The 17,497-nt window shown below is 65.6% G+C and carries 12 protein-coding genes; 8 read left to right on the top strand and 4 right to left on the bottom strand.

What is annotated here, in order from left to right; genetic code table 11:
• Positions 1-57: 57 nt before the first annotated feature.
• On the bottom strand, positions 58-927 hold the full coding sequence (locus H582_RS0106560; RefSeq protein WP_052333026.1) for an AraC family transcriptional regulator: 870 nt from the start codon (positions 925-927) through the stop codon (positions 58-60).
• A gap of 93 nt (positions 928-1,020) precedes the next feature.
• Entirely contained in the window at positions 1,021-2,007 is a 987-nt protein-coding gene (locus tag H582_RS0106565) for a glycoside hydrolase family 5 protein (RefSeq protein ID WP_028597898.1), read from the bottom strand.
• Positions 2,008-2,483: 476 nt separating this feature from the next.
• On the opposite strand from H582_RS0106565, the gene H582_RS0106570 reads away from it, so the two are divergent.
• From H582_RS0106570 to H582_RS0106600, 7 genes are all read left to right on the top strand, one after another.
• Positions 2,484-4,226 (top strand): cache domain-containing sensor histidine kinase, encoded by a 1,743-nt coding sequence (locus tag H582_RS0106570; protein WP_028597899.1) that lies wholly within the window; start codon positions 2,484-2,486, stop codon positions 4,224-4,226.
• Complete coding sequence (locus H582_RS0106575; RefSeq protein WP_028597900.1) at positions 4,223-5,014, top strand: response regulator transcription factor; 792 nt, start codon at positions 4,223-4,225, stop codon at positions 5,012-5,014. Before H582_RS0106570 ends, H582_RS0106575 begins: the two co-directional genes overlap by 4 nt.
• Before the next feature lie 109 nt (positions 5,015-5,123).
• Positions 5,124-6,470, top strand: coding sequence for an extracellular solute-binding protein (locus tag H582_RS0106580; protein WP_028597901.1), 1,347 nt, complete (start codon positions 5,124-5,126; stop codon positions 6,468-6,470).
• 110 nt (positions 6,471-6,580) lie between these two features.
• Complete coding sequence (locus H582_RS0106585) at positions 6,581-7,459, top strand: carbohydrate ABC transporter permease (RefSeq protein ID WP_028597902.1); 879 nt, start codon at positions 6,581-6,583, stop codon at positions 7,457-7,459.
• A 19-nt stretch (positions 7,460-7,478) separates the two neighbouring features.
• A complete protein-coding gene (locus tag H582_RS0106590; RefSeq protein WP_028597903.1) occupies positions 7,479-8,360 on the top strand; it encodes a carbohydrate ABC transporter permease in 882 nt (293 codons plus the stop codon).
• Positions 8,361-8,427: 67 nt separating this feature from the next.
• Positions 8,428-9,408 carry a glycoside hydrolase family 43 protein gene (locus H582_RS0106595; RefSeq protein ID WP_028597904.1) on the top strand — a complete coding sequence of 327 codons (981 nt, stop codon included), beginning with the start codon at positions 8,428-8,430 and terminating at the stop codon, positions 9,406-9,408.
• Between the two features lie 194 nt (positions 9,409-9,602).
• Positions 9,603-12,515, top strand: coding sequence for a glycoside hydrolase family 2 protein (locus tag H582_RS0106600; protein WP_028597905.1), 2,913 nt, complete (start codon positions 9,603-9,605; stop codon positions 12,513-12,515).
• 623 nt (positions 12,516-13,138) lie between these two features.
• Here H582_RS0106600 and H582_RS0106610 read toward each other — a convergent pair.
• Both H582_RS0106610 and H582_RS0106615 read right to left on the bottom strand, forming a co-directional pair.
• Positions 13,139-14,020: a WYL domain-containing protein gene (locus H582_RS0106610; RefSeq protein WP_028597906.1), complete on the bottom strand. Its 882-nt coding sequence runs from the start codon at positions 14,018-14,020 to the stop codon at positions 13,139-13,141.
• Positions 13,986-15,314: a helix-turn-helix transcriptional regulator gene (locus H582_RS0106615; protein WP_028597907.1), complete on the bottom strand. Its 1,329-nt coding sequence runs from the start codon at positions 15,312-15,314 to the stop codon at positions 13,986-13,988. Before H582_RS0106615 ends, H582_RS0106610 begins: the two co-directional genes overlap by 35 nt.
• 887 nt (positions 15,315-16,201) lie before the next feature.
• Here H582_RS0106615 and H582_RS0106625 point away from each other — a divergent pair.
• On the top strand, positions 16,202-17,311 hold the full coding sequence (locus tag H582_RS0106625) for a slipin family protein (protein ID WP_028597909.1): 1,110 nt from the start codon (positions 16,202-16,204) through the stop codon (positions 17,309-17,311).
• The last annotated feature ends 186 nt before the right edge of the window (positions 17,312-17,497 follow it).

Raw genomic sequence — 17,497 nt, forward strand, 5'->3', positions numbered from 1 at the left:
CTTCATGCGGGGGCCAGGCTTGTTCGTCTTTTTTTGGGCCGGGCAAGGCGGCTGCGGCTAGCGGGAGGCGCGCAAGCGGTACTGATGCGGCGTCGCGCCCATGCGGGACTTGAACAGCTTGCAGAAATAGGAGGCGTTCGTAAACCCGACCTCCTCCGCGACGAGCGCGACCGGCTTGCCCGTCGACGTGAGCAGCTTGACCGCCTGGTGCATTCGCCTCGTCGTCATGTACTCGGTGATGCTGATGCCGACCGCCTCCTTGAACAGATGGGACAGATGATGGGGAGACAGATGAAGGTCGCGGGCCAGTTCCTCGAGCTGGAACCGCTCGGCATAACGCTGCTCGATCCAGTCGAGGACGCGCTCGGCATGGTGCTGGCTGCGGGAAGGCAGCGGAGCGGCCGGAGCGGCTTCTTGCCGCCAGGCCTCCTTCAGGCCGCGGAACAGCTGCACGAGAAAAAGCGAGATTTCCTCGAGCTGCTCGGCTTCCGTCAGGCGGTCGAGCCTTTGCCGCATGTCGCGGAACAGCTCCGCCAATCCCGCTTCCTCGGCTCCATAGAGGCAAGGCGACGGCAGCCGGCTGTTGGACAACGCGCCATAAAACGCATGCAGGGCGGGCCACGGCTCGAAATAAGCCTCGAACAGCGTCGGCTCGAATATCGCGAGCGAGCGCTCGAACCGTCCGCCGTCTCCGTGCTCCAGCTTCAGATGATGGAGCTGGTAGGGCTGGAACACGCACACCATGCCGGGACGGATCGCGTAGCTGACGTTGCCGACGATCAGCGTTCCCCGTCCCTCGTGGACGAGCAGCACCTCCATGCCCCGATGCGAGTGGAACGTCTCCGTATGCGGATAGCCGGAGCTGACGCGGCGATAGGCGAAGTAAAGCGGCGACTCGTTCAAGCCGGTGCCTTCCTCATAGGGCATGAAGCGTCCTCCCTTCGGGCGGCCGCTGCCGATGCGGCCTTGCTCTCCTCATGATAGCGAGCCGTCCGAAGGGAGGCAAGGGCGGGGCCGGCTTCAGTACACGCTTGCCTTCACGCTCGTCTGCTTGATGCCGTTCGCGTTGTTCAAGCCATACACGACCGTATTGCCCCAGTCGGTCAGGCCGCCGCCTGCGCTATGGGCGAGATCGAGGTAGGCGTAGCTCGAGCCGTTGCCGTGCCAGGACCAGGCCGTCCAGCCGACCTTCTTTTGCTGCGCGTAGCTGAGGATGGTCGGCTCGTCCACGTCGCCGTTCGTATGGTACTGGCCGAATTCGCCGATCGTCAGGCACAGCCCCTTGTTCAGCACGTTGTCGATGTTCGTCTTGATCGTCTGCGCGTTGCCGCCGGCATACTCGTACATATGGATGGAGAACATCGTGTTGCGCTGCGGATCGGCGGCGAGCACGCTTTGGCCGTAATCGCGGATGGAATCCGGATACTGGCCCCAGCCCGCGCTGTCGACCATGAGCGTATGGGTCAGTCCGGCGTTCCGCAGCTTGGGGATGGCCGCTTTGTAGCCGTTGGCCCAGCCGCTGCCGTTCCAGGTGCCGTACCACTCGTTGGCGATGTTGAGGATGACGTACTTCTCCTGCCCGATCAGCGCGTTCTTGATCTCGATCCAGTAATTCACCGCCTTGTCCAGCTCGGCGGCGCTGTCGCTGCCGGTCGCGTCATGCACCTCCAGGACGGCGACCATCTTATGCTGCTTGAGCAGCGATAGGATGGCGCTTACATTTTGGGCGGTGTCCTTGGTGTACTGGCTGCCGTTGGAAAGGACGACGCGCACCGTATTGGCTCCGGTCGCGGCGATCGCCGGGATGGCCGTGTTCAAGTCGTTCTTGAACCACGTATGGGCATAGTTCACGCCGCGCATGACGAACGGCTTGCCGTTCGCGTCGTACAGCGTCGTGCCGCTGACGTAAAATCCGGAGGCGGCATGGGCGGTCCGCTCCAAGCCCGGCATCGCGGCCAGGAGCGTCCAGGCGGTCATCAAGGCGAGCAGCATCTTAAGCGCTTTCATCTTGTTCATCTTCAATTCTCTCCTTTGCTGGGGGGATAGGTAGAGGATACCACGCCCAGAAAAAGATAAAGATGGAATCCGTTTGGATTTCTTGTCTTTGCTTATGGTGTTTGTTTGGCGGCGGTTTGCTTGGCAGACCAAGGCGTCCCCGCTCCAAAAAAAAAGCGGCCCGCGCGAGGCGCGGGCCTAGAGAGAATATATGAATAAGGGGGGTCTGCTTCTACTATAAAGCCGTTAAATGAAGGCTAGCTGAAGGAAAGATTACAAACAGATTACAAGATTGTAAAAAGCTTTCATAGCGAGCCGCCATGCCCGCTGGATGCCGGCAAAAGTCCGTCAGCTGCCGCGGCTTCATGCCGCAGGCGCCGAATGCGGCTCGCCTTTCCGCCCCCCTTGCGTCCCGCGAGCGCCTGCTCCTATAATGAGTCACGGCTTCACCCTCGAGCCCAAGCCACTTCACGAAAGGGAGATCCGCTATGAGAACGCGGCTGCGCAACGCCAATACGCTGCGGAACCAGATTCTCGCCGTCTGCGTGCTCGTCATGGCGCTCGTGCTGCTGTTCGTCGGCTTCTATACGTACAGACGGGTATCGACGGTCATCACAAGCAACGCGGAGCGCCAGCTGCAGCAGACGGCGATTGAGGCGATCGGCCGCTTGGAAACGCTTTACCGCCAGGTGGACATGCTGTCCAGCCAGGTGATGACCGCTTCCGAGGTGCAGCAGCTGCTGCTGCAGGAGTCCCGCGGCCGCCGGTCGACCCTCGGCCAGCGGCAGTCGCTGCTCCAGAGCGTGCGCACGCTGCAGGTATATTCCGACGGCATCGCTTCGTTCGACCTGTTCACCCGGGACTGCCGCAGCCTGTCTCCGCTCGACGAGAGCCGGCTGACCGACCGGCTGCAGCCCGAGCAGATCGGCCTCGCCGATCAGGGCAGAGGGCGGCTGGCGTGGATCGGCGAGGATCCGAGGGACCCGGCGTATTTCCTCGCCGTCCGCAGCGTGCGGCTGATGGATCATGACTTCGAGAGCGCGGGCTATCTGCTCGTGCGCATCGAGCGCAGCACCTTCGACCTCGGCGCGGACGAGACGCAGGAGCGCCGCGAATATATGACGCTGCTGGACGGCGAAGGACGCGTCATCAGGTCCGACTACGGCGGCTCGGCGGAAGCGCTGCCGGACTCGGCTGACCATAAGCTGGACATCGGCGGGGAACCCTATCTGCAGGTCCGCCAGACCTCCCAGCTGACCGGCTGGAAGCTCGTCATCCTGGCGCCGGTGAAAAGCTTGACGGAAGGCATCGGCGCGCTGCGCACCGCGATCGTCGTCGCGGGAGCGGCCGGCTTCCTGATCTGCCTCGTCTGCTCCTTCTTCCTGAGCGCGATGATTACGAGGCCGATCCTGCGGCTCATCAAGACGATGCGCGGAGCGCGCCTCGGAGAGCTGCGCCCGAGCCCGGAGATCCACTCGACGGTCGAGATCAACGAGCTGACCAAGACGTACAACCAGCTCGTCGGCCATATGAACGACCTGATCCAGGTCATCTACGAGAAGGAGCTCATCCGCAGCCGCACCGAGCTGAAGGCGCTCCAGGCGCAGATCGATCCCCATTTCCTGTACAACACGCTCGAAGCGCTGTTCTGGGCGCTGCAGGACAAGGAAGAGGAGGAGCTCGCCAATCTCGTCGTCGCCATGTCGGACCTGTTCCGCTATACGATCGGCAGCGAGCACGGCAGCGAGTGGGTGACGCTGCGCGAGGAGCTCGACCATGCCGAGCGCTACATGCAGCTCATGAAGCTTCGTTTCGGCGACCGCCTCGACTGGAGCCTCTCGGCGCCGCCGGACAGCCTCGAGCTGCGCATGCCGAAGCTGCTGCTGCAGCCGCTCGTCGAGAACGCGATCCTGCACGGCGTCGGCGCGAGGAAAGGACCCGGCTCCGTCGTGCTGCGGGTGGAGCCGGCGGGCGAGTCCGGGCTGTGGACGGTGTCCGTCGAGGACGACGGTCCGGGCATGGACGCGGCGCTCGTCCAGGAGCTGGCCGATTCGCTCGGCTCGGGCGGCTTGCCGGGCGGCAGGGGCAAGGGCAGCGGAATGGCGCTCGCCAACGTGAGCAAGCGGCTGCAGCTATACTACAAGGATCGGCCGACGGGCGGACTGCGCATCGAGAGCAGGCTCGGCGAAGGCACGACGGTCGGATTCGAGATACCGGGAGGGACAGCATGAAGAACCGGCTGGCGGTGCTCATCGTCGACGATGAGCCGAGAACGAGGCTAGGACTGGCCAAGACGCTGGAAGGCTGGGCGGAGGGACGCTTCGACATCCTCTCCGCCGAGAACGGGGACGAGGCGCTGGAGCTGGCCGCGCAGCGGCCGATCCATCTGCTGCTGACCGACATCCGGATGCCGGAGATGAACGGGCTGGAGCTGATCCGCGCCGTCAAGGAGCGGGGCAGCGATCCGGTGACGGTGCTGCTGTCGGGCTATTCCGAGTTCGACTACGCGCAGGAGGGCATCCGGCTCGGGGTCGTCAACTACCTGCTGAAGCCGGTTACGCGCGCGAAGCTGCTGGAGGCGGCCCAGCAGGCGCTGGAGATCGCGCTCGAGCGCCGCCGTCTCGGCGCGATGGAGCGGATCGTCGACCTCGGCCTCGCGGAGGTGAAGGAGGAGGACCGGCTCGTGCCGCAGCCGGTGCAGGACGCGATCCGTTTCATCGAAGAGAACGTGCGGGCGCCGCTGACGCTGCGCGAGGTCGCCGAGCACGTGCATCTGAATCCGAGCTATTTCAGCTCGCTGTTCAAGGAAAAGGCCGGCATGACGTTCAGCCAGTTCGTCGCCCGCAGCAAGCTCCAGGCCGCCAAGAAGCTGCTGTACTCGACCGGCCTGCCGGTCGGAGAGATCGCCGAGCAGGTCGGCTACCAGACGGCCAAATATTTCATCACCCTGTTCAAGGAATACGAGGGCATGACGCCGAGCCAGTACCGCCGCAGCCTTTCCGAAAACGGGGACACCTGAAAATAACGGACTTTTCCCTAATCGCCGTTACCTTATTTCAAGCCGGGTAAACCGCTATCATTGGAAATGTAACCGCTATCCAAGAGCGATGAAGGGGAGGACCACCACCATGGCAAAAAAATCGACCTCCGTGCTGGGCGCGGCCGCGCTGGCGTCCATGCTGGCGCTGACCGCCTGCGGCGGCGGCAACTCGGCCGGCAACGATGCGGGCGGCGAAGCCGCGAACGCGGGAGCGGGCTCGGGCTCGGCCGAAAAGATCACCCTCAAGATGATGCATCTGTGGCCGGCCGGCAGCTCCAAGCAGCAGAACATGATCGTCAACGACATCATTTCCCAATACCAGAGCGACAACCCGAACGTGACGATCAAGCAGGAGATCCTGGAGAACGAGCAGTACAAGAACAAGCTCAAGGTGCTGTCCGCTTCCAACGACCTGCCGGATGTCGGCATGACCTGGGCGGCGGGATTCCTGACTCCTTATGTCAAAGGCGATCTGTTCGCTCCGCTCGACGACGTGCTCGGCGGGGGCCTGAAGGACTCGTTCGTCTCCGGCACGACCGAGGCCTATGCGGTGGACGGCAAGACGTACGCGCTGCCGCTTGAGCTGAACATCACGCCGGTCTACTACAACAAGGCGATCTTCAGCAAGTACGGCCTGGAGGTGCCGCAGACGTACGCCGACTTCCAGAAGGCGGTCGACACGCTGCAGCAGAACGGCGTCGCGCCGATCGCGCTCGGCAACAAGGATCGCTGGACCGGCTCGCTCTGGTACATGTACCTGGCCGACCGGCTCGGGGGGCCGGAGACGCTCAAGAAGGCGATCGACCGCTCCGGCTCGTTCGAGGATCCGAGCCTCGTGCAGGCGGCGGACGAGGTGCGGAAGCTCGTCGACGGCAATGCCTTCAACAAGGGCTTCAACGGCCTGTCCAACGACGAGGGCAAGGCGGAGTTCCTGAGCGGCAAGGCGGCCATGTACCTGATGGGCACGTGGGAGCTGCCGAACTTCACGACGAACGAATCCATTCCGCAGGAGTTCCGCGACCAGGTCGGCTTCTTCAAGTTCCCGACGATCGAAGGCGGCAAGGGCGGCATCGACAGCTGGGTCGGCGGCCCGGGCGTAGGCCTGTTCGTCTCCGAGAACTCCAAGGTCAAGGAAGAGGCGAAGAAGTTCGTCAAGTTCTTCGTCGAGAAGTGGGGCGAGCAGTCGGTCACCAAGGCGGGCGTCATCCCGGCGACCAAGGTCGACACGTCCAAGGTCGACCTGCCGCAGATGTACATCGACATCCTGAACGAGCTCGGCAAGGCCAGCAACATCACGCTGTTCGCCGACGTGCAGATGAGCCCGGCCGTCGCGCAGGTCCATCTGAACATGATCCAGGCGCTGTTCGGCAAGGAAGTGGCGCCGGAGGCATTCGCCAAGCAGCATGAAGAGGCGCTGAAGCAGGACGCCGGCTGATTCCGAGGCTGCGCGGCTCCGAAGGAGGACCTGTCCCGCGAGGCGGGCGCAGGTCCTCTTCGCTTGCCGCCGCATCCGCCACCCGAACGTGCGAAGGAGCGTGAACAAGCATGGATAAAGTGATGTCCAACAAGAAGATGATTGCCCTCTACGTGCTGCCGGCGCTGCTGCTCGTGCTCGTCCTCATCTACGTGCCGATCGTGCTCACGGGCTATTACGGCCTGATGAAATGGGACGGCATCGGCGAGATGACGTTCACCGGCCTGGACCAGTACGCGAAGCTCGTCCGCGACGCGGCGTTCTGGGACAGCGCCGGCCACTCCCTGCTGCTGGCGGCGTTCTCCGCGCTCAGCCTGCTCGGCTACCTGGCGGCGGCGCTCGTGCTAGCCGGCGAGGTCAAGGGCGCGAACCTGCTGCGCAAGCTGTACCTGATCCCGATGCTGCTGAGCTCCGTGGCGATCGCCCAGCTGTGGGCCAAGATCTACCATCCGACGAACGGCATCCTCAACACGCTGCTCGGCGCGGTCGGCCTGCCCGATACGGTGGAGTGGCTGTCGGACACGAGCATCGTGCTGCTGTCGATCTTCATCCCGATCATCTGGCAGTACGCCGGCTTCTACATCCTGATCTACTACGCGGCGCTCAAGAACATCCCGACCTCGCTCGTCGAGGCGGCGCGGATCGACGGCGCGAGCCCGCTGCAGATCGCGCTGCGCGTCAAGCTGCCGCTCATCGCCGGCGTCGCCAAGATGACCGTCGTGCTGGCGGTCGTCGGCTCGCTCAAGTACTTCGACCTGATCTACGTCATGACCGGAGGCGGGCCGAACGGAGCGAGCGAGGTCATGGCTTCCTACATGTACAAGCAGGCGTTCAGCAGCTACGACTTCGGCTACGGCAGCGCGATCGGATTTTTCCTGCTGCTCATCTGCCTCGCCGTCACCTGGCTGATCCGCAAGCTCACCTCGTCCGAAGAGGTCCAATACTCGTAAGCGAAAGGAGCCAACCGACATGTCGCAACGACTCGCCGCGGCTCGCGCAGAAGCCGGCCCTGCCGGGCGCTCTGCCGCCAGCCCGGTCCTGAAGACGCTCCTGTACGCCGCATTGGCCCTCATCGCCGTCGCGCAGGTGTTCCCGCTGCTCTGGCTCGCCGTCTTTTCCCTCAAGGACACGCAGGAGATCTTCACGAAGTCTCCGCTCTCGCTGCCGGCCAGCCCCAAGTGGGAGAACTACGAGAAGGTATGGACCGAGGGCAACATCGGCCAGTACTTCTTCAACAGCGTCTGGTACACCGTCGCCGCCGTCGCCGCGACCGTGCTGCTCGCGAGCCTCGTCACATTCGCGCTGACGCGCATGAAGTGGGGCTGGAAAAAGCCCGTGCTCGGTCTGTTCATGGTCGGCATCATGATTCCGATCCACTCGACGCTCATCCCGCTGTTTCAGATGTTCATGAAGGCGGGCCTGACCGACCATCCGCTCTCGATCATCCTGGCGTACACCGCGTTCAACCTGCCGCTGACGATCATGATCCTGCTCGGCTTCTACGAGACGCTGCCGCGCGAGGTCGAGGAGGCGGCCGTCATGGACGGCTGCTCCGTCAACCGCATCTTCTTCCAGATCGTGCTGCCGATGACGGCATCCGTGCTGGCGACGACGGTCATCATCAACATGATCTACAACTGGAACGAGTTCGTCTTCGTCAACACGTTCATCAGCAGCGACACGCTCAAGACGCTGACCGTCGGCATCCAGAACTTCATCGGCCAGTACTCGGCCGACTGGGGCGCGATCGGCGCCACGCTCATGATCAGCATCCTGCCGATCCTGATCGCCTTCTTCGCGCTCAGCAACCAGATCGTCGAGGGCATGACGGCGGGCTCGGTGAAGGGTTGATCCGCCTGAGCCCGCACCTGAGCCTGCCCCTGCCCCTGCGACTTGCGACTCCAGAAAGGATGGTACGATGACCGCCAAACCGAGCTTCAACCAGCCGCTCGTCACCCATATCTACACCGCCGATCCGTCGGCCCATGTGTTCGAAGGCAAGCTGTACGTCTATCCGTCCCATGACCTCGACCACGAGCGCGTGTCCAACGACAACGGCGACCAGTACGACATGGAGGACTACCATGTGCTGTCGATGGACGCCGCGGACGCGCCTTGCGTCGACCACGGCCAAGCGCTGCATGTGCGCGACGTGCCGTGGGCGTCCCGCCAGATGTGGGCGCCGGACGCCGCCTGCAAGGACGGCAAGTATTATCTGTTCTTCCCGGCGCGGGACGAGGACGGCATCTTCCGCATCGGCGCCGCCGTCGGCGAGCGGCCGGAGGGTCCGTTCCGGGCCGAGCCGAGCTGGATCGACGGCACGTTCAGCATCGACCCGGCGGCGTTCGTCGACGACGACGGCCGCGCCTATTTGATCTTCGGCGGCCTGTGGGGCGGACAGCTGGAAAAATGGCAGGGCGGCTTCTTCGATCCGGACGCCGCAGGGCCTGCCTGGGACGAGCCGGCGCTCGGGCCCCGCGCCGCCGAGCTGGCGGACGACATGCTGTCGCTGAGGAGCGCTCCCGCAGAGCTCTCCATCGTCGACGCGGACGGCCGGCCGATCGCGGCCGGCGACGAGGAGCGCCGCTATTTCGAGGGACCGTGGATGCACAAGCATCAGGGGCGCTACTACCTGTCGTACTCGACCGGCACGACGCACAAGATCGTCTACGCGACGAGCGACCATCCGCTCGGCCCGTTCGTCTACCAGGGGACGATCCTGGAGCCGGTCGTCGGCTGGACGACCCATCACTCGATCGTGGAGTGGGACGGCAAGTGGTATCTGTTCTACCACGACAGCTCGCTCTCCGGCGGCGCCGACAACAAGCGCTGCGTCAAGTTCACGGAGCTGCATCACGAAGAGGACGGATCGATCCGCACCGTCCGGCCTTATGAATGACGGCACTCCTCTAAGGGCTGTCCCGCACGTCGAGCCATCGACGAGCGGGGCGGCCCTTTTCCTTTGCCATCGGATTTTGCGTCGATCCGAATTCGGATTTAACAAAACGAAACAGTTGAATTAATTTGAAGGCGTTGATACGATGGAGGAACAGGTTTGCTTTTGCTTTCGAATAAGGGAAGGTTGGGTGCGACATGGAGATGCGGAAGCTGGATGCGGCATGGGAAGTAAAGGGATTCTGGCCGTGGGTGCCGCTGAAGGGCACGAGCATGGAGATCGGCAATGAGCTGCTCGGCGTGACGGAGTGGATTCCGGCGACGGTGCCGGGCGGCGTGCATGAGGATCTGTACCGGGCGGGGCTCATCCCCGATCCGTATGTCGATACGAACAGCTTGGCAGTCGAATGGGTGGAGAACCGCTGGTGGGTGTATCGCGGCCGCTTCGCGCCGCCGGAGCTTGAGCCGGGCTGCCGGGCCGAGCTCGTGCTGGCCGGACTCGACTACGAGGCGATCGTCTCGCTGAACGGCCGCCGCCTCGGCGAGCATGAAGGCATGTACGAGCCGGCCGTCTACGACGTGACCGATCTGCTCGGCGAGCGCGAGACGGCGGAGCTGCAGATCATCCTCAAGCAGGCGCCGGACGAGATGGGCCAGATCGGCAAGACGAGCGAGACGTTCACGCAGAAGAGCCGCTTCAACTACAAGTGGGACTTCTCGACCCGGCTCGTCAACGTCGGCATCTGGGACACCGTCTCGCTGCGCGTCCGCCGCGCCGTCTCGCTGGACGAGCTGGCGCTGCATGCGGATGTGCGCGAGGACGGTACGGGAGTCGTGTCGGTGGCGGCCCTCGCGCGCGTGGAGAAAGGGACGGACGAGGCCGCGGCGGAGCTGGAGCTGCTCGATCCGGACGGCCGGACGGCCGCCCGCTGGAGCGGTCCGGTCGTGGACGGAGCGGTCCGGGCCGAGCTGGAGGTGCCGGAGCCGCGTCTGTGGCATCCGAACGGATACGGCGAGCAGCCGCTCTACGAGCTGAGGCTGCGCCTGTTCGCGGAAGGCCGGCTGACGGAGGAGACGACTCGGCGGACCGGCATCCGCCGCATCGAGTACCGGCGCAACCCGGGCGGACCGGACGACGCGCTGCCGTACACGTTTGTCGTCAACGGACAGCCGATCTACATTCAAGGCGCGAACCTGACGCCGCTCGACCATCTGTACGGCAACGTCGGAGCGGAGCGCTACGGCTGGCTCGCGCGTCTCGCCCGGCGGGCGAATCTCAACCTGCTGCGGGTGTGGGGCGGCGGCCTTATCGAAAAGGAAGAGCTGTACGACCTGTGCGACCGTCTCGGCATCCTCGTCTGGCAGGAGTTCATCCAGTCCAGCTCCGGCATCGACAACGAGCCGTCCCAAAAGCCGCGCTTCCTCGAGCTGCTCGGCCGCAGCGCCGTGCAGGCGCTCAAGACGCGGCGCAACCATGTGTCGCTGGCGGTGTGGAGCGGCGGCAACGAGCTGATGAGCGCGCCCGACCGGCCTTCGACGTATGAGGACGCCAACCTCGCCTATTTGCGGGCGCTCGTCGCCGAGCATGATCCGCAGCGGCTGTTCCTGCCGACGTCGGCGTCCGGTCCGAGGCAGTACATCACGAGCGAGAAGGGCGTCAGCCACGACGTCCACGGCCACTGGAAGTACATGGGCAATCCGGGCCATTACCCGCTGTACGCCGAGGCGGACCATCTGTTCCACAGTGAGTTCGGCGTCGACGGCGTCAGCAGCGTGAAAAGCCTGCGCAAGTTCCTGTCGGAGCCTCATCGGAAGCCGGTGTCGATGGAGGAGAGCTTCGTCTGGCGCCACCATGGCGAATGGTGGGACACGTTCGGCCGCGATACGGAGCTGTTCGGCGGCTTCGCCGACCTGCAGGCGTTCTCCGACGCGAGCCAGTGGATCCAGGCGGAAGGGCTGCGCTTCATCCTCGAGGCCAACCGGCGCCGCCAGGGCCGGCAGAGCGGCAGCATCATCTGGCAGCTCAACGAGCCGTGGCCGAACGCCAGCTGCACGAATCTCGTCGACTACTACATGGAGCCGAAGATGGCCTACTACTGGACCCGCTCCGCCTTTGAGGGCACGCATGCATCGCTCGACTACCGCTCGCTGGACGCGCCGGCGGGCAGCCGGCTGCAGGCGGCGGTGCATCTGCATCGCAGGCCGGGAGCGGCGGCGGGCGAAGGAGGCTTGCTGGCGGCGGGCCTGGCGGCGGGCGAGGCGCGCGGGTTGGATGCGGGCCTGGCGGGTACGGCGATGATGGAGAGAGGCGCGAGCCAGGCGACGGGCGAAGGAGGCGGGTTGGCATCGGGCCAGTCGAGCCAGTCGAATCCGCAGATGGACGAGAGAGAGGCGAGCCAGGCGGGAAGGGCGAGCGGCGAGGGGCGCGAGCTGGATGCGGGCCAGTCGAACCAGGCGATGGATGAGGGACTCGAGGCGAATGTGACGCCGCTTCTCCGCGTACGCGCCGAAGTGAGGGACTTGCGCGGAGCGCTGCTGCATGAGCAGACGTTCGATGCGCCGGCCGGCGGGGAAACGGGCGCGGGAAGCGGCTCGCTCCGACTCGGAACGCTGGACTGGGTCGTGCAGGACACCTACAACGGCCTGCTGCTCGTCCGTCTCCGCATCGAGGGGATGGATGCGCCTCCTCCCGTCGACTACTTCTTCTCTACGCGGTCGCCGGAGGTATATGCCGCCGCGCTGGAGCCGATGGCCGCCGCGCTGCGGGCCGAGCCGCTGGGCGGTTGGGAGCAGGCGCCGCCCGAAGCGGGCGGACCGGCAGCCAGTCCGCGCCTATGTCATCGCCAACGACGGCACGGAAGCCGCGCTGCATGTGCGGCCGGAGGAGACGACCGACGGCTGGTGGATGGAGGCGAGCGAGGCGTACTTCACGCTGCTGCCGGGAGAGTCGCGCCGGGTGGAGCTCTTCTGCGCGCCTCGCCGCGGCGAGCTGTTCGGCGCCGGAGCGGCGATCCGCGCCTCGGACGCGGGAAGAGTCGGCACGGATGCGGCGATTCGCGGCGCGGATGCGGAGAGTGTCGGCACGGATGCGAGGAGAGTTGGCACGGCTGAGGCGGGACGTGCCGCGGATGTGGAGAGTGTCGGCACGGATGCGGCGACTCGTGCCGGCGACGTGCCGACGGAGCCGACGGTCGTCTTCCGTGCGTTCAACCAGCCGCTGCCGGTGTGAGGGCAGCAATAGATAGGGGCAGATCAAGGCCGAGCGGATCGGCCTTGATCTGCCCCTTCTTTATATGCTGTAGTATCGCGCGAGCCCGCCGAACCTGCCCAACCAAGGCATAGAAGTGCCTTGGTTGCGTTCAAAACCCGCCGAACCTGCCCAACCAAGGCATAGAAGTGCCTTGGTTGCATTCAAAACCCGCCGAACCGGCCCAACCAAGGCATAAAAGTGCCTTGGTTGCGTTCAAACCCGCCGAACCGATTCAACCAAGGCATAAAAGTGCCTTGGATGCGTTCAAAACCCGCCGAACCGGCCCAACCAAGGCATAGAAGTGCCTTGGATGCGTTCAAAACCCGCCGAACCGGCCCAACCAAGGCATAAAAGTGCCTTGGATGCGTTCCAAAACCCGCCGAACCGGCCCAACCAAGGCATAAAAGTGCCTTGGATGCATTCAAAACCCGCCGAACCAGCCCGACCAAGGCATAAAAGTGCCTTGGATGCGTTGGGCTGCCGTCTAAGCCTCCGCGTCAGCCCCAGCCTCCGCCTCGCCCGCCTCAACCTCCGCCTTCGCCTCGGCAACGGCCTCCAGCCGAATCCCGTACCGGGCCAGCGCCTTCACCGCGCTGGCTCTCATCTGCTCCTGCAGAGCAGCGCTAGCAGCGCCATCGGCGACGCGCACCCGCTTGCCGAGGAAGCGCAGCTTCTGCAGCAGGAAGCCGCGCTCGTCCCGCGGATAGCGGAGCGCGATGCGGTAGACGCCCTCGGCGGCGTCGAAGCGCACCTCCTGGCGGAAGCAGGAGAGCGCGTACAGGATGCGCGACAGCTCGCGGTTGTAGCGGGGGAGGAGCTCCAGCTCGACCTCCTCCTGCGAGCGCGCCGTCAGCCGCGCGATCGCCGCGTCCAGCCGATCCGCCTCGCCCGGCGGCAGCGGCCGCTCCTCCACGCCATGCGCGTGGGTGAGCCGCGTGCGCATGAGCGGCCGTCCCTGGCTCCGGTGCCAGAGCAGGTACCACTGCTTGGTCGACATCGCGTAGTCGAGCCGGTACGGGTAGCCCTCGGCATGGCGCAGCTCGCCGCCGCCCTTGGCGCTGTAGGCGAGCCGCATGCCGCTGCGGCCCGCAATGATCGCCGCCAGCTCTGGCAGCAGCGGCGAATACAGCCGCCGCTCCCGGCTGCGCGCCTTCTCGTCCAGATGTCCCAGCGGCAGCGGCGGCTCCTCGGCCAGCAGCTCCGCGAGCTTGGCGCGCGCCGCCGCGCCGAGGAAGCCTTCTGCGGCGGGATGCTCCAGCATGAGCTTCAGCCAGGCGCGCTCGCGCCCGGTCACGGCGACGGCGCCCGCCTCCGCCATGCGGCGGCTCAGCTCATGATTGTGCGCCTTGTCGAACAGCAGCTCCATACGTCTCCGCCAGCTCCTTCCACTCCTCGATCATGTCCTGCCGCAGCTCCTCCGGCTCCAGCACCTCGCAGCTGGAGCCGAAGCTGCGCAGCCACGGGCGGATCTCCCTCGTACCGTTCACCTCGATGTCGTACCGGAACGAATCCGGTCCTTCCTCCGTCGTCTCGCCCCATTGCCCTTGCAGCAGCACCCGTTCGCGGACGAAGTCGTACTCCGCCCCCTCGGGACGGAAAAACCGCACGGAAACGCGCGTCGTCTCGCCCAGATCGACGAGCCAGCTCGTGCGCAGCCGCGCGTCCAGCTGCTCCCGCTTGCGGGCGAACAGCTCGGGATCGGCGGCCCCGCCGATCGCCAGGCCGCTCATTCCTTCCATCCGCCAGGCGCTCAGCCCGTGGGCGCGCGTGAAGCCGAGCGCGTACCAGCGGCCGTACTGGTGGTCGTAGACCGCCTTGAGCGGAAGCATCGCGATCTGCCGCGCCGGGCTGGTTCGCGCATGCAGCGGATTGGTGCCGCGCGCGGCGTAGCGATGCTCCGACTTCGGCGTCAAATACTCGAAGCTCGCCGTCCGCCGCTCCTCGATCGCCGCCAGCAGCGGATGCAGGTACGCCTCGTCGAGGATGCGGCAGTCGTAGCGGTAGGCGAAGCCGACGCCGGCGCTGAGCGCGCCGTCCCGACCGAGCAGGCGGCGCAGGCTGTCCTGCAGCAGGAACCCGTGCACCGACGGCACCCGCGTGTGGGCCATCGCATGCACGAACAGCTCGAGCCGCCGCAGCTCCTCGGGCTCCAGCGCCGTCCACAGCTCGTCGCGCAGCCGGTAGCGCACCGGACGGCCGCCTTCGCGCGCGACGATGCCGGCTTTTTCGAGGTAGGCGAGGTCGGAGCGGATCGTCTTCTCGTCCGGCCACGGCGACGCCTCCGGCCAGCCGCCGCAGCAGGCGTCGAGCAGCTCCGCGGCCGTGCGGCCGCCTTTCCCAAGCTCACCCTGCAGCAGCGCAAGCCTTGCGGTTTCCGATTCTTTGAGCGAGCGGGAGCGGAAAAGGAACAGCAGCAGCGGATCGCCGCCCCGCTCGCGCCTCGCCTGCAGCAGCCGGCCGAGCCCAAGCTCGCCGTCCTCTCCGGGCGAGCCATCCGCGCCAGCGGCCGAAGCGGCCTCGCGCAGCCTTCGCAGCGCCTTGTCGAGCGTATGCACCGAGATGCCGAGCCGCTCCGCCGACTCCTTGCGGCTGAACACGCCGCCCGTCAGCACGAGCAGCCGCAGCAGCTCGATCTCCTTGTCGAAGCTTTCTCTCGCCATCTCCGATTCCTCCTCCCGCTCGTTCCAGCCTCTTTTTGTCGAACCTGCTTTATTCGGGACGGGCCGCCTAATTTCCTGCCTGGGCGGCCGGGCGCCGGATGCCGCTTTTTTCCGCCAAGCGGACGCCTTCGCCATACTTCCGCCCTGTTCCGTCCGTCCGCAGGGGGCTATGATGAAGCGGAAAGGTCAGGCGACAGGCGGGAACTTCGGCCGCAGGCCCTGTTCCGCAGTGCCGGGACGCTGATCCGACAGGCATGCTACGGCCGTCCTTTCTCCTCGTTCATTCACCGGGTTCGAATCCCGGACGCTCCGTCAGGGGCGTTCATGGTCGATGAATTCAAAAAGGCGAAGAGCCTACGAACGCAGTACCCGAGGGACCGGCATCCGACCCCGCCGATCCGCGCCGGCCGCGCCTCCAAGGGCGGCGCCGGAAGCAGGCCATGCAGCGCCATGCGCCGGCGGCGGCAAGAAGGACGATTCCCCCCGCAGCGATCGCCCGCTCGCGACTCTCCTTGCGCCATGGCGCAAGGAGGGAAGCGCGAAGGGACGGCGGCGGGAGATCGTCCGGAGGCCGCCTGCCCGCAGGCGCTCCGCCGACGCTTCCGGGGCGCGGACGAGCGGACGGATGCCTCCCGACCCGGCCATTCCGAGCCGAAGCAGCCTGCCGAGCGGCGCGACGCCGCAGGCGGCTCGCGGCTTACTTAGGGCGTGTTTGCAACCCCGCTCAGGAGCGTCTATCACCGCCTTTTTGCCCCCTGCTTCGTCACGCAGGCTCGACGTACCCCCGGTACGCTTTCGCCTACGTTCCTCGCAGGAATCAAAAATTCGGCCATATTCGGCTTCCTTCGAAGGATGCAAACACGCCCTCATACAAGGAGATGATCGATATGTTCGAAATCGTCACGATCAAGCCGACCGAGCGCGGTTTGCTGTACCGGAGAGGAAGCTATGCAGGACTGCTCCTGCCTGGAACGAAGCGGCTGATCCGGCTGCGCCGCGAGACCGCGGTCGCCTGCCGCGTCGACGAGCCGTTCCTGCCGCCGGACGGTCCGCTGGCCGTCTACCTGCAGGATGCCAGGCTTGCCGCGGAGCTGGACGTCGTGGAGGTCGGCGACGGCGAATACGCCGCTCACCGCATCGACGGACGCTTCGAGCGGCTGCTGCCCCCGGGCCTGCATGCTTTTTGGAAAGCGGGCGGCCGCCACGAGTTCCAGCGCATCGATATGCGCGAGCCGGACGTTTCGGCGGCGCTCGAGCCGGAGCTCGCGGAGCGGATCGGGCCATATGCGCAGACGCTGGAGGTGGAGAGCTGGGAGCGCGGCTTCCTTTTCTACGACCATGAGCTGCAGCGCGAGCTCGGTCCCGGCCGCTACCGGTTCTGGCGCGGTCCGGTCAAGGCGTCGGTCCAGAAGGTCGATCTGCGCCGCCAGCAGCTTGAGCTGCACGGCCAGGAGATGATGACCGCCGACAAGGTGACGCTGCGGCTCAACTTCGTCAGCGCATACCGCGTCAGCGACCCGCGCCGCACGCTCGAGATCCGCTCGCTGTCCGAGCATCTGCACGCCTCGCTGCAGCTGATCCTGCGCGACATCGTCGCCGGCAGGACGCTCGACCGCCTGCTCGCCGCGCGCGACGAGGCGGCGTCCGAGGCGCTGGAGCGGCTGCGGACGGTCGGGGCCGCGAGCGGCGTCGAATTCCTTGGCGCGGGCATCAAGGACGTCATTCTGCCGGGCGAGATGCGCGACATTCTCAATACCGTGCTGCTGGCGGAAAAGAAGGCGCAGGCGAACCTCATCACCCGTCGCGAGGAGACGGCTTCGACGCGCAGCCTGCTGAACACGGCCAAGCTGATGGAGGAGAACGAGACGCTTTACCGGCTCAAGGAGCTGGAGATGCTGGAGCGGCTCGCCGAGCGCATGGACCGCATCACGCTCGACTCCGGCAGCCCGGTGCTGGAGCAGCTCGCCCGGCTTGCCGGCGGCACGGGCCGGCGCTGAAGCCATTCGACGGGCTTGCCGGCGGCACGGGCCGGCGCGCGAAAGCCCCTCTGGCGGGCGGTTCCTTGCGGACCGCCCGAATTTTTAATCTTTTGGGAGCATAAGGAAAAAGGAACCGTCTCGGGCCTGCGATCCGTAGTATAATAATCGTGGTGCGCCTGCAGGCGGGCAGCACTTGGCATGGCT

Source organism: Paenibacillus pasadenensis DSM 19293 (assembly GCF_000422485.1).
Taxonomy (GTDB): Bacteria; Bacillota; Bacilli; order Paenibacillales; family Paenibacillaceae; genus Paenibacillus_O; species Paenibacillus_O pasadenensis.

Coding starts and splice junctions, on each gene's coding strand:
- H582_RS0106565 (WP_028597898.1), bottom strand. CDS start 2,007: ATGAAAGCGCTTAAGATGCTGCTCGCCTTGATGACCGCCTGGACGCTC.
- H582_RS0106610 (WP_028597906.1), bottom strand. CDS start 14,020: ATGGAGCTGCTGTTCGACAAGGCGCACAATCATGAGCTGAGCCGCCGC.
- H582_RS0106580 (WP_028597901.1), top strand. CDS start 5,124: ATGGCAAAAAAATCGACCTCCGTGCTGGGCGCGGCCGCGCTGGCGTCC.
- H582_RS0106570 (WP_028597899.1), top strand. CDS start 2,484: ATGAGAACGCGGCTGCGCAACGCCAATACGCTGCGGAACCAGATTCTC.
- H582_RS0106625 (WP_028597909.1), top strand. CDS start 16,202: ATGTTCGAAATCGTCACGATCAAGCCGACCGAGCGCGGTTTGCTGTAC.
- H582_RS0106595 (WP_028597904.1), top strand. CDS start 8,428: ATGACCGCCAAACCGAGCTTCAACCAGCCGCTCGTCACCCATATCTAC.
- H582_RS0106585 (WP_028597902.1), top strand. CDS start 6,581: ATGGATAAAGTGATGTCCAACAAGAAGATGATTGCCCTCTACGTGCTG.
- H582_RS0106590 (WP_028597903.1), top strand. CDS start 7,479: ATGTCGCAACGACTCGCCGCGGCTCGCGCAGAAGCCGGCCCTGCCGGG.
- H582_RS0106615 (WP_028597907.1), bottom strand. CDS start 15,314: ATGGCGAGAGAAAGCTTCGACAAGGAGATCGAGCTGCTGCGGCTGCTC.
- H582_RS0106575 (WP_028597900.1), top strand. CDS start 4,223: ATGAAGAACCGGCTGGCGGTGCTCATCGTCGACGATGAGCCGAGAACG.
- H582_RS0106600 (WP_028597905.1), top strand. CDS start 9,603: ATGGAGATGCGGAAGCTGGATGCGGCATGGGAAGTAAAGGGATTCTGG.
- H582_RS0106560 (WP_052333026.1), bottom strand. CDS start 927: ATGCCCTATGAGGAAGGCACCGGCTTGAACGAGTCGCCGCTTTACTTC.